This is a genomic window from Streptomyces sp. NPDC031265, assembly GCF_055570295.1.
On record NZ_JBVIHM010000001.1, the window covers coordinates 316,851 to 329,022 of the forward strand.

10 protein-coding genes are annotated in these 12,172 nt (G+C 70.9%); 6 read left to right on the forward strand and 4 right to left on the reverse strand.

The window, feature by feature from the left end:
- Positions 1-88: 88 nt before the first annotated feature.
- Together ACZ499_RS01475 and ACZ499_RS01480 are read left to right on the forward strand one after the other, a co-directional pair.
- Entirely contained in the window at positions 89-772 is a 684-nt protein-coding gene (locus tag ACZ499_RS01475; protein WP_468670998.1) for a GntR family transcriptional regulator, read from the forward strand.
- The gene (locus ACZ499_RS01480) at positions 769-2,082 is read left to right on the forward strand and encodes an MFS transporter (protein WP_468671000.1); all 1,314 of its coding nucleotides are present in this window, start codon (positions 769-771) and stop codon (positions 2,080-2,082) included. The genes ACZ499_RS01475 and ACZ499_RS01480 overlap by 4 nt, the downstream gene beginning before the upstream one ends.
- A gap of 34 nt (positions 2,083-2,116) precedes the next feature.
- On the opposite strand, the gene ACZ499_RS01485 is transcribed toward ACZ499_RS01480, so the two are convergent.
- Complete coding sequence (locus tag ACZ499_RS01485) at positions 2,117-2,941, reverse strand: maleylpyruvate isomerase family mycothiol-dependent enzyme (RefSeq protein WP_468408044.1); 825 nt, start codon at positions 2,939-2,941, stop codon at positions 2,117-2,119.
- 140 nt (positions 2,942-3,081) lie between these two features.
- Here ACZ499_RS01485 and ACZ499_RS01490 point away from each other — a divergent pair, with 140 nt between their 5' ends.
- A complete protein-coding gene (locus tag ACZ499_RS01490; RefSeq protein ID WP_468671003.1) occupies positions 3,082-3,879 on the forward strand; it encodes a carbon-nitrogen family hydrolase in 798 nt (265 codons plus the stop codon).
- Positions 3,880-3,917: 38 nt separating this feature from the next.
- Here the strand turns inward: ACZ499_RS01490 and ACZ499_RS01495 are convergent, their stop codons facing one another.
- Positions 3,918-4,421 (reverse strand): LURP-one-related/scramblase family protein, encoded by a 504-nt coding sequence (locus ACZ499_RS01495; protein WP_468671005.1) that lies wholly within the window; start codon positions 4,419-4,421, stop codon positions 3,918-3,920.
- A gap of 289 nt (positions 4,422-4,710) precedes the next feature.
- On the opposite strand from ACZ499_RS01495, the gene ACZ499_RS01500 reads away from it, so the two are divergent.
- Positions 4,711-6,528, forward strand: coding sequence for an NHL domain-containing thioredoxin family protein (locus ACZ499_RS01500; protein WP_468671008.1), 1,818 nt, complete (start codon positions 4,711-4,713; stop codon positions 6,526-6,528).
- A 559-nt stretch (positions 6,529-7,087) separates the two neighbouring features.
- Here the strand turns inward: ACZ499_RS01500 and ACZ499_RS01505 are convergent.
- Both ACZ499_RS01505 and ACZ499_RS01510 read right to left on the reverse strand, forming a co-directional pair.
- Positions 7,088-8,377: a M18 family aminopeptidase gene (locus tag ACZ499_RS01505; protein ID WP_468671010.1), complete on the reverse strand. Its 1,290-nt coding sequence runs from the start codon at positions 8,375-8,377 to the stop codon at positions 7,088-7,090.
- Between the two features lie 99 nt (positions 8,378-8,476).
- Positions 8,477-10,306 carry an acyl-CoA dehydrogenase gene (locus ACZ499_RS01510; protein WP_468671012.1) on the reverse strand — a complete coding sequence of 610 codons (1,830 nt, stop codon included), beginning with the start codon at positions 10,304-10,306 and terminating at the stop codon, positions 8,477-8,479.
- 122 nt (positions 10,307-10,428) lie between these two features.
- Between ACZ499_RS01510 and ACZ499_RS01515 the strand changes: the two genes are divergently transcribed.
- Both ACZ499_RS01515 and ACZ499_RS01520 read left to right on the forward strand, forming a co-directional pair.
- Positions 10,429-10,878, forward strand: coding sequence for an SseB family protein (locus ACZ499_RS01515; RefSeq protein WP_361376051.1), 450 nt, complete (start codon positions 10,429-10,431; stop codon positions 10,876-10,878).
- Positions 10,879-11,069: 191 nt separating this feature from the next.
- Positions 11,070-12,026: a pirin family protein gene (locus ACZ499_RS01520; RefSeq protein ID WP_468671014.1), complete on the forward strand. Its 957-nt coding sequence runs from the start codon at positions 11,070-11,072 to the stop codon at positions 12,024-12,026.
- Positions 12,027-12,172 lie beyond the last annotated feature (146 nt).

Here is a 12,172-nt window from a genome sequence, read left to right on the forward strand (position 1 = left end):
GCACTGCCGTGCGGCCGAGGAGGCGAGGGGCGTTTCGGCATCCGGACGCCCCTTTCTGATGGACACCTGTTGTATCTATCCTGTGCGCATGCCGTCCGCTCCCGCCTCCGCCGTCACGCCCGCACCGGCCTCCATGAAGCAGCCGCCCGCCGCCGACCGCGTCTACATGCACGTCAAGCAGGCCGTACTCGACCGGCGGTACGAGGGCGGGACGCTCCTCACCGAGGGCGAGCTGGCCGAAGCCGTCGGGGTGTCGCGCACGCCCGTGCGCGAGGCGCTGCTCAAGCTCGAAGTGGAAGGGCTCATCCGGCTCTACCCCAAGAAGGGCGCCCTCGTCATCGCCGTCTCCGCGCAGGAGACCGCCGACGTGGTCGAAACCCGGCTCCTGGTCGAGGAGTTCGCCGCCCGCAAGGCGGTCCCCGCGCCCGGGCGGCTGATCGCACGGCTCGAAGAGCTCCTGGAGGAGCAGAAGGCGAACGCTGCGGCCGGCGACCTCGCCGCCGTCGCCGTCACCGACCGCTGCTTCCACGCCGAGATCGTCCGCAACGCCGGGAACGAGATCCTCTCCCGGCTCTACGACCAGATGCGCGACCGGCAGCTGCGGATGGGCGTCGCCGTGATGCACGCCCAGCCCGACCGGATCGCCAAGAACATCGCCGAGCACGAGGAGATGCTGGAGGCCATCCGGGCCGGGGACGCCGAGCGCGCCGCGCACTGTGTGCGCCAGCACCTGAGCTGGGTCAAGGTCCTGGTCCGGGGTGAGGAACGATGAGCTCCGCCGCAGCAGGAGCGAGCCCTTCCCTGCCGGGCGACCCTCCCGGCGGGCGCCGCGCCGCGCTCGTCTGGGGCGTCGGTGTCTGCGTCTACTTCGTCGCCGTCATCTTCCGCACCAGCCTCGGCGTCGCCGGGCTCGACGCCGCCGACCGGTTCGGCGTCAACGCCTCCGCGCTCTCCACCTTCTCCATACTCCAGCTGCTCGTGTACGCGGGGATGCAGATACCCGTCGGCCTCATGGTCGACCGTCTGGGCACCAAGAAGGTGCTCACCCTGGGCGTCGTGCTCTTCACGGCCGGGCAGCTCGGCTTCGCGCTCTCGCCCTCGTACGGCACCGCCCTCGCCTCCCGCGCCCTGCTCGGCTGCGGCGACGCGATGACGTTCATCAGCGTCCTGCGACTCGGCTCGCGCTGGTTCCCCGCCCGGCGCGGCCCGCTGATAGCGCAGGTGGCGGCGCTCTTCGGAGTGGCGGGCAACCTCGTCTCCACCATCGTCATCTCCCGCGCGCTGCACGGGATCGGCTGGACGCAGACCTTCGCGGGCAGCGCGCTCGCCGGAGTAGCCGTCCTCGTCCTGCTGCTCCTGTTCCTGCGCGACCACCCCGAGGGCCACGAGCCCGCGCCCGTCACCCACGCCGGGGCCGCCTACGTACGCCGCCAGATCGCCGAGTCCTGGCGCGAGCCGGGGACGCGGCTGGGGATGTGGGTGCACTTCACCACGCAGTTCCCGGCCATGGTGTTCCTGCTGCTCTGGGGGATGCCGTACCTGGTCGAGGCGCAGGGGCATTCCCGGGGGACGGCCGGTGAGCTGCTGACCCTGGTCGTGCTGTCCAACATGGTGGTGGGCCTGGTGTACGGGCAGGTCATCGCCCGCCACCACGCGGCCCGCACGCCGCTCGCCCTCGGCACGGTCGGGGCGACCGCCGCGCTGTGGGCCGGCGCCGTCGCCTACCCCGCGCCGCACTCGCCGATGTGGCTGCTGATCACCCTCTGCGTGGTGCTCGGCGCCTGCGGTCCCGCGTCGATGATCGGGTTCGACTTCGCCCGCCCGGCCAACCCGCCGGAGCGTCAGGGCACGGCCTCGGGAATCGTCAACATGGGTGGTTTCACGGCCTCGATGACGACGCTGCTCGCGGTGGGCGTGCTGCTCGACGCGACCGGCGACAACTACCGGATCGCGTTCGCCTCGGTGTTCGTCCTTCAGGCGCTGGGCGTCGCACAGATCCTGCGGCTGCGCGGCCGAGCGGCGCACCGCGAACGGGAACGCCTGGTGGCGAGCCGGGTGGAGGCGGTGCACGTCCCCGCGTAGCACCCCTTGCCGGACCGGCTTACGGCCTCTCCACTTACGGCGTCACCGCGAAGTCCCGCAGGATCGCCGCCGCCAGCTCCTGGTCGCCCTCGGTCTTCACCCGGTCCGCGACGGCGTGCGGGCGCACCCGGCCGCAGGCCAGGCGTACGAACGTCTCCCAGTCCAGCGCGATCGTGGCGAGCGGGCCGAGCGAGGGCGCGCCGTCGACCGTGCCGTGCCCGTCGGCGTCGACCCGTACCGTACGCAGGAACTCCACCGGCCCGTGGATGTCGAAGACGACCGCCGAGTTCGGCGGGGCGCCGGCGTCCTTGGCGACCACTCTCGGCAGCGTGTGCAGCAGGATGTCGCGGACGACGTACGCGCCCGGCGAGTCGAGGTTGCCCGGCTTGCCCAGCGCCCACCGCAGGTCCTGTTCGTGCACCCACACGTCGAACGCCCGCATCCGCAGCGCCAGTTCCAGGGTCTGCTCGGCGCCGAGCGGGGCGCGGACCATGGTGTCGGGAGCCCGGTTCTCGTTGCGCAGCTGCCGCGCCCGGCGGATGATCGTGTACTCCAGCTCCGAGGTCATCTCCGGCGCGGTGTGGTGCCGGCGCACATCGACCTGCATCTCCATGTAGCGCGCGAACTCACTCTGTACGTGGTAGAGATCGCGCGGCAGGGTGTGGATCGGGCGAGGGTCGCCGAGCTGTTCGCACTCCATCCCGATGATGTGCGACACGATGTCGCGCACCGACCACGCCGGGCACGGTGTGGCGCGGTTCCACTCCCCCTCGACGAGCGGCATCACCAGCTCGGTTATCGCCTCGATGGAGTGGGTCCAGGCGTCGGCGTAGGTCTGGAGGCTGGGATGGACGGTCACGGGACCCCTCGGCGGTTCTGTACGTACGCGGGCTGGGCGCTGTGGCAGTTAAGTTACGCTGCCGAAAGGCACCCCGGCAGTGCTTTCGTGTGACGATCGTAGGCCCGTGTTGACAACTCGAATGCCAGGACGGTGGTAGTGTGCGCGCCTCCCTCATCCAATTCGGTGTAGACCCACAGGAATCGGTCGATTCCCGTAGGCAGCGGGCGGCTTCGCTCGTGCGTGAGCAGGCGGGCGCCGACCTCGTGGTGCTGCCGGAGCTGTGGACCGTGGGCGCCTTCGCGTACGAGAGCTTCGCGGCCGAGGCGGAACGGGCCGCTGACGGACCGACGTATGAGGCGATGTCAAAGGCCGCGCGGGACGCGGGCGTCTGGCTGCACGCGGGCTCCATCCCCGAGCGCGGCGCGGACGGCGGGCTCTACAACACCTCCCTGGTCTTCTCGCCCGAGGGGGAACTGACGGCCACTTACCGGAAGATCCACCGCTTCGGCTTCGACCAGGGCGAGGCGGTGCTGATGAGCGCGGGCGCCGACCTGGTCACCGTCGCGCTGCCGGGGACCACGCTGGGCCTGGCGACCTGTTACGACCTGCGCTTCCCCGAGCTGTTCCGGGGCCTGGTCGACGCGGGCGCCCAGACCTTCGTGATCCCGGCGGGCTGGCCCGCCAGGCGCCTGGCGCACTGGACGCTGCTTGCCCGCGCGCGGGCGGTCGAGAACCAGGCGTACGTCCTGGCCTGCGGCACCGGCGGCAGCCACGCGGGCGTCCCGCAGGCGGGCCACAGCATCGTGGTCGACCCCTGGGGCGAGGTCCTGGCGGAGGCGGGCGAGGGCGAGGAGGTCCTCACGGTCGAGCTGGACCCGGAGAAGGTGGCGGCGACGCGGGAGCAGTTCCCGGCGCTGAAGGACCGCCGGCTGGGGATGCGGACGCCGGGGGCGTGACGTGAGCCAGGGGGCTGGGGCCTGTCCGCCGGACAGGCCTAGCCGTCGCCGTCCGGTCCCCGCTCCCGCTCGTCCATCCGGATCACGCACACCACCACCGCGATCAGCAGCGCCGCGTCCGCGTCCTCGCGGACGACGTTCACCGCGTACGTCTCGCGGACGTGGAACCAGCGGCGCGAGACGTGCGCGAGCAGCTCCCCGTCGTACTCGACCGTGAACTCGCGGTCGAAGATCCTGCCCGAGACGTCGAGTTCGGTGCCCTCGGCCAGAGCGACGCGGTAGTGGTTGCGCAGCAGCGAGAGCCGCTTGCGGCGGATCGTGGCCAGCGGCCGTTCGTCCCGCTCGATGGTCATCGCGTCCCTGATGCTGAACATCTTCTTGCGCAGGGTGATCAGCACCCGTCCGGTCGGGTCCTTCAGCTCCAGCGTGTCCCGCAGCCGGAGCGCCTTGCCGTCGGCGAGGAAGGCTTGGCGGCCGTCCTCGGTCTCGATCCAGTAGTCGTCCCCGATCGCGAAGATCTTGTCGCGCACCAGATATTTCATGGCGGAATGCATACCCCTGGTCTTGGGGTTGGATGGGGGTACGGCTACACGTGCACGCGTTCGGGCCCCCGAGCTGGATCGGCGAGGGCGGCTGGCTGAACACCGGTGACCAGCAGTACAGCCTCGCCGACCTGGGGGGATCGTCATCCTCGACTTCTGGACCGGGCATATGACCTACCGCCGAGAATTCTCGGAGGTCGCCGTGGTGGAGCGGATCCCATAGTTGCGCAGGGCAACCGCGTCGTACGGCTGTGATCTGGTGTTCATGGGTCAATGGCAAGCTTGAAGCATGAACGATGCTGCTCCGGCGCCCACCCCCGCGCCCGCGCCCCGCCGTGCCCGTGTCCGTGCCCCCGAGCTGATCGGCAAGGGCGGCTGGCTCAACACGGGAGGCAAGGATCTCAAGCTCGCCGACCTCCGTGGTCGCACATTGATCCTCGATTTTTGGACGTTTTGCTGCATCAACTGTCTGCACGTCCTGGACGAGCTGCGGGAGCTGGAGGAGAAGCACCGCGACACCGTGGTGATCATCGGGGTGCACTCGCCGAAGTTCGTGCACGAGGCCGACCACCAGGCCGTCGTCGACGCCGTGGAGCGCTACCAGGTGCACCACCCGGTCCTGGACGACCCGGAGCTCGCGACCTGGAAGCAGTACGCGGTACGGGCCTGGCCCACGCTCGTCGTGATCGACCCCGAGGGGTACATCGTCGGCCAGCACGCGGGCGAAGGGCATGCTCACGCCATCGCGAAGCTCGTGGAGGAGCTGGAGGCCGAGCACGCCGCGAAGGGGACGCTGCGGCGCGGGGACGGGCCGTATGTGCCGCCGGAGCCGGAGGCGACGGATCTGCGCTTCCCGGGGAAGGCTGTGTCGCTGCCCGGCTCGGGCAACTTCCTGGTCTCCGACTCCACCCGGCACCAGCTGGTCGAGCTCGCGCCGGACGGGGAGACGGTCGTACGGCGGATCGGCGACGACGACTTCAAGGAGCCGCAGGGTCTGGCGCTCCTCCCGGGCGGGCGCGTGATCGTCGCGGACACCGTCAACCACGCGCTGCGGGTCTTCGACCCGGAGACCGGCGAGGTGGTACGGGTCGCGGGCACCGGCAAGCAGTGGTGGCAGGGCTCGCCCACGTCCGGCCCGGCCCTGGAGGTCGACCTCTCCTCGCCGTGGGACGTCGCCTGGTGGCAGGGCAAGGTGTGGATCGCCATGGCCGGGGTGCACCAGCTGTGGACGTACGACCCCGGGACAGGGACCGTCGAGGTCGCGGCCGGGACGACGCAGGAGGGCCTGGTCGACGGCCCGGCCGCCGAGGCGTGGTTCGCGCAGCCGTCCGGCCTCGCGGCCGACGGGGACCGGCTGTGGGTGGCCGACTCCGAGAATTCGGCGCTGCGGTACGTGGAGCGTGACGGTTCGGGCTATGTGGTGGGCACGGCGGTCGGAACCGGCCTGTTCGACTTCGGGCACCGGGACGGGGAGGCGGGGCAGGCGCTGCTCCAGCACCCGCTGGGTGTCACGGCGCTGCCGGACGGCTCGGTGGCGGTCTCCGACACGTACAACCACGCGCTGCGCCGCTACGATCCGGCGTCCGGGGAAGTCACCACGCTCGCCACGGACCTGCGCGAGCCGAGCGACGCGGTGCTCGTCGGGGACGACATCGTGGTCGTCGAGTCGGCCCGGCACCGGCTGACGCGGCTGCGGCTGCCGGAGTCGGCGGTACGGGTGGACGCGGTGGCGCACCGTACGCAGCGGGCCGCGACCGAGGTCGCGCCGGGCGCGCTCCGGCTCGACGTGGTCTTCCAGGCCCCGGCCGGCCAGAAGCTGGACACGCGGTACGGCCCGTCGACGCGGCTGATCGTCTCCTCGACGCCGGCGGAGCTGCTGGAGGCCGGGGAGGGGACGGGGACGGACCTGTTCCGTGACCTGACCCTGAACCCGTCGGTCGCGGAGGGCGTCCTGCACGTGTCCGCGATGGCGGCGTCCTGCGACGACGACCCGTCGAACGAGTACCCGGCGTGTCATGTGCATCAGCAGGACTGGGGGGTGCCGGTGCGGGTGGTGGCGGGGGCGGCTTCCCGGTTGCCGCTGGTCCTGGCGGGCATGGACGCCTAGCCCCTCCCCGCCCCTTCCCTGAACCCTCCGGGGGTGGGTGGGGGTTGAGGTGGGTTTCCCGGGGGCTGCGCCCCCGGCCCCCGTTGCGGGGCCTGCGGCCCCTGCACCCCGCTTCGGGGCTGCGCCCCCGCGCCCGCTTCGGGCCTGCGGCCCCGGTACCCCTGCTGGGCTGCGCCCCAGGCCCCCCGTCGCGGCGCCTGCGGCCCCTGCACCCCGCCTCGGGGCTGCGCCCCCGCGCCCGCTTCGGGGCTGCGCCCCCGGTACCCCTGCTGGGCTGCGCCCCAGGCCCCCCGTTGCGGGGCCTGCGGCCCCTGCACCCCGCTTCGGGGCTGCGCCCCCGCGCCCGCTTCGGGCCTGCGCCCCCGGCCCCCCGCTGGGCTGCGCCCCAGGCCCCCCGCTGGGGCCGCACCCCCGCCCCCGCTGAGGCTCCGCCCCGGGCCCCGCTCCTCCAACGCCGGAGGGGCTGGAGATGCCCAGGGGCGCGGGGAACTGCGCGACCAGCCCCCACTGGACCCGCAGACGAACAGGGGATCCGGGGCGCAGCCCCGGCGGCCCTGGGTCAGCCCTGCAAGAACGACAGCAGGGCGTTCGCCAGCAGATACGGGTCATCCGCCCCGCACAGCTCGCGCGCGCTGTGCATGGACAGGATCGCCACCCCGATGTCCACCGTCTGGATGCCGTGGCGCGCCGCCGTGATGGGCCCGATCGTCGTCCCGCACGGCATCGCGTTGTTGGACACGAAGTGCTGCCACGGCACCCCGGCCCGCTCGCACGCCGCCGCGAAGATCGCTCGGCCCGAACCGTCCGTCGCGTAACGCTGGTTGACGTTGACCTTCAGGATCGGGCCGCCGTTGGCGCGCGGGTGGTGCGTCGGGTCGTGGCGCTCCGCGTAGTTGGGGTGGATGGCGTGGCCGGTGTCGGAGGACAGGCAGACCGTGCCCGCGAAGGCGCGCGCCTTGTCCTCGTACGTACCGCCGCGCGCGAACACCGACCGCTCCAGGACCGTGCCGAGCAGCGGCCCGTCCGCGCCCGTGTCGGCCTGTGAGCCGTTCTCCTCGTGGTCGAAGGCCGCCAGGACGGGGATGAACGGCAGATCCGAGGCCGCCGCCGCGGCCGCGAGCGCCGCCGCGCCCGCGTGCACCGAGATCAGGTTGTCCATCCGGGGCCCGGCCAGCAGCTCCTTGTCCCGGCCCAGGTACGACGGCGGCTCGATCGAGTGCACCATCAGGTCCCACCCGGTGACCTCGCCCTCGGCCAGCCCCGCCTCCTGCTCAAGGAAGCGGATCAGGTCGCCCTCCGCGACGTCACCGAGGCCCCAGATCGGCTGGAGGTGCTTCTGCCGGTCCAGCTTGAGGCCGTCGTTGGCCGAGCGGTCCAGGTGGATCGCCAGCTGGGGGACGCGCAGCAGCGCGCGGTCCACGTTGACCAGGACGTGCGAGCCGTCGCGGAGGGTGAGGCGGCCGGCCAGGCCCAGGTCGCGGTCCAGCCAGGTGTTCAGGAGCGTCCCGCCGTAGACCTCCACGGCGATCTGGCGCCAGCCGTACGCCCCTGTGTCCGGCAGGGGCTTGACCCGCAGGTTGGGCGAGTCGGTGTGCGCGCCCACGATCCGGAACGGGGTGTGCGCCGCCGCGCCCTCCGGCACGTACCACGCGATGATCGCGCCGCCGCGCAGCACGTACTTCCCGCCGCTCGTCGCGTCCCACGCGTCCGTCTCCCGCACCTGCTGGAATCCGGCCTTCTCCAGCCGCGCGGCCGCGTTCGCCACCGCGTGGTACGGCGACGGGCTCGCCGCGAGGAAGGACATCAGGTCGTCGGTGTGTCCGCGGTCGAAGCGGGAGGGTGTGCTCATGCGTTCACCTTAACGAGGGCCGCTGACAGACAAGGGCCCGCTTCCCCAGCGGGAAGCGGGCCCTTCGTCCGGCGGCCTGGAAGGAGGCCGGGGGACGGTCTAGAAGGCCGCCTCGTCCAGCTCCATCAGGGAGTTGTCGACGGTCTCGGCCAGCGCGCGGGCGGCGCCGACGCCCGGCAGGATGTTCGCGGCGAAGAACTTCGCGGCGGCGATCTTGCCGGTGTAGAACGGGACGTCCTTGGCGGAGGCCGACGGCAGCTTCTCGACGGCGACGGCCGCGCTCTTGAGGAGCAGGTAGCCGACGACGACGTCACCGGACGCCATCAGCAGGCGGGTGGTGTTGAGGCCCACCTTGTAGATGTTCTTGACGTCCTCGCCGGTGGCGGTCAGGTCGGTGATCATCGTGCCGACGATCGCCTCCAGGTCCACCGCGGCCTTGGCCAGCGAGTCGAGCGCGCCGCCCAGCTCCTCGTGGCCCGACTGCTCGGCGAGGAACTTCTTGATCTCCTCGGAGAGGAGGTTGAGCGAGGCGCCCTGGTCGCGGACGATCTTCCGGAAGAAGAAGTCCTGGCCCTGGATCGCCGTGGTGCCCTCGTAGAGGGTGTCGATCTTGGCGTCGCGGATGTACTGCTCGATCGGGTACTCCTGGAGGTACCCGGAGCCGCCGAAGGTCTGCAGCGACTCGGACGACAGCTTCTCGTACGACTTCTCCGAGCCGTAGCCCTTCACGATCGGCAGCAGCAGGTCGTTGAGGCCGACGAGGGACTTCGCGTCCTCGCCTGCGGCCTCCTTGACCTGGATCGCGTCCTGGACGGCGGCGGTGTAGAGCACGAGGGAGCGCATGCCCTCGGCGTACGCCTTCTGCGTCATCAGGGAGCGGCGCACGTCCGGGTGGTGAGTGATCGTCACCTTGGGCGCGGTCTTGTCCATGAACTGCGAGAGGTCGCTGCCCTGGACGCGCTCCTTGGCGTACTCAAGCGCGTTCAGGTAACCCGTCGACAGCGTCGCGATGGCCTTCGTGCCGACCATCATGCGGGCGAACTCGATGATCATGAACATCTGGCGGATGCCGTCGTGCTTGTCGCCGATCAGCCAGCCCTTGGCGGGGTGCTTGTCGCCGAAGGTCATCTCGCACGTGTTGGAGGCCTTGAGGCCCATCTTGTGCTCGACGTTCGTCGCGTACACGCCGTTGCGCTCGCCCAGCTCGCCGGTCTCCCAGTCGAAGTGGAACTTCGGGACCAGGAAGAGCGAGAGGCCCTTGGTGCCGGGGCCGTGGCCCTCGGGGCGGGCGAGGACGTAGTGGAGGATGTTCTCCTCCATGTCGTGCTCACCGGAGGTGATGAAGCGCTTCACGCCCTCGATGTGCCAGGAGCCGTCGGGCTGCTCGACCGCCTTGGTGCGGCCGGCGCCGACGTCCGAACCGGCGTCCGGCTCGGTCAGGACCATCGTCGAGCCCCAGCGCTTCTCGACGGCGATCTCGGCGACCTTCTTCTGCGCCTCGTTGCCCTCTTCGAAGAGGATGCCCGCGAACGCCGGACCGGACGAGTACATCCAGACGGCCGGGTTGGCGCCCAGGAGCAGCTCGGCGTAGGCCCAGATGAGCGAGCGCGGCGATACGGTGCCGCCGATCTCCTCCGGCAGGCCCAGGCGCCAGTACTCGCTGTCCATGAACGCCTTGTAGGAGCTCTTGAAGGACGCCGGGACCGGCGCGGTGTTGGTCTCCGGGTCGAACACCGGCGGGTTGCGGTCGGCGTCCGCGAAGGAGTCGGCCAGCTCGTTCTCGGCGAGGCGCGCGATCTCGTCGAGGATGGTCTTGGCGGTGTCGACGTCCATCTCGGCGAACGGGCCGGTGCCGTACAGCTTGTCGCGTCCGAGGACCTCGAAGAGGTTGAACTCGATGTCGCGGAGATTCGACTTGTAGTGCCCCATGGCGACGGCTCCGTAAGCAGGATCGGTTACATCTATACCAGCAAGTAGCTACGATGATGCTACCCGTCGGTAATAAGACGCAACCCCTCTGGGCACATATGTGGCGCACTACTCTTGCGCCCATGTACGGCTACGACCAGAACCAGGGTGCTCAGCAGCAGTACGCCCAGCCGCAGCCTTCCTACGGGGAGCAGCCGCTGTACCCCGAGCCGTCGCCGCCCTCGCTCGCGGACGCGGTGCGGGCGTTCACCACGGGCTCGCTCTCGGCCGAGGACTTCCAGCAGATCTTCGCGGGCTCGAAGGTCTACTGCCCGCGCGGCGACAATCCCGGCTTCCTGGCCCTGCACAACACCCAGCAGCCGGTCATCCCGATGTTCACGTCGCTCAAGGAGCTGCGGCGGTACGCGGGCAAGGAGTCGAAGTACTTCGTGATCACCGGCGCGGAGGTCATCGACCTGCTCCCGACCGGGTACGGCTTCGTCCTCGACATGGAGGGCGACCACCGGATGGTGTTCGACGCGAAGGCGGTCGAGCAGATGGTGGACTTCGCGATGCGGCGGATGTACGGCTGAGGCGACTCGGGCTGCCCGGGCCCGTTTCGCGGCCGATTTCCGGCCGACTTCACGGGGGGTGGGCGCCCCCGGAACCCCTGCGGGGCCCCTGCGGAACCCCTCTGCGACCCCTCCGGGAATCAGCACGCCTTGCCGACTGTTCACCATTCAACTACTTTGGATGCTGAGCATCCCGCGAGGAGGGCCGTCCCATGCCTGCTGTGACCGTCGAAAACCCGCTCACCCTGCCGCGTGTGGCCGCGCCGGAGGGTGCGGTGCCGCGTCCCGTGCTCGCCGTGTCCACGGCGCCGGGCGGCTTCGAGGGGGAGGGGTTCCCGGTGCGGCGCGCGTTCGCCGGGATCAACTACCAGTACCTCGACCCGTTCATCATGATGGACCAGATGGGTGAGGTGGAGTACGCGCCCGGCGAGCCCAAGGGCACGCCCTGGCACCCGCACCGCGGCTTCGAGACCGTGACGTACCTGATCGACGGGACCTTCGTCCACCAGGACAGCAACGGTGGCGGCGGCACGATCATGAACGGCGACACCCAGTGGATGACGGCCGGCTCCGGCCTGCTCCACATCGAGGCGCCGCCGGAGTCCCTGGTCACCTCGGGCGGCCTCTTCCACGGCCTCCAGCTGTGGGTGAACCTCCCCGCCGCGGACAAGATGATGGACCCGCGCTACCAGGACATCCGCGGCGGCCAGGTCCAGCTGCTCACCTCGCCGGACGGGGGTGCGCTGCTCCGCGTGATCGCGGGGTCGCTGGACGGCCACGAGGGTCCTGGCATCACCCACACCCCCATCACGATGATCCATGCGACGATCCGCCCCGGGGCGGAGGTCACGCTTCCCTGGCGGTCGGACTTCAACGGGCTGGCGTACGTGCTGGCCGGGCGGGGGTCGGTGGGTGCGGGGCGCCGGCCTGTCCACATGGGCCAGACGGCCGTGTTCGGTGACGGTGGGTCGCTCACGGTCCGGGCGGACGCGACGCAGGACGGCCACACGCCGGATCTGGAGGTCGTGCTGCTTGGGGGCCGGCCCATTCGTGAGCCGATGGCGCACTACGGGCCGTTCGTGATGAACACGCGGGATGAGCTGCAGCAGGCGTTCGACGACTTCCAGAAGGGTCGTCTGGGGACGATCCCGGCGGTCCACGGCATGTGAGCGTGGCCCCACCCCGCCCCTTCCCTGAACCCTCCGGGGGTGGGAGGGGGCGGAGGTGGGTTCCCGGGGGTTGCGCCCCCGGACCCCCTGTGCGGGGCCTGCGCCCCTTTCGGCCCGGTGTTTGTCCGCGGGTCGGCTGTGGCTGG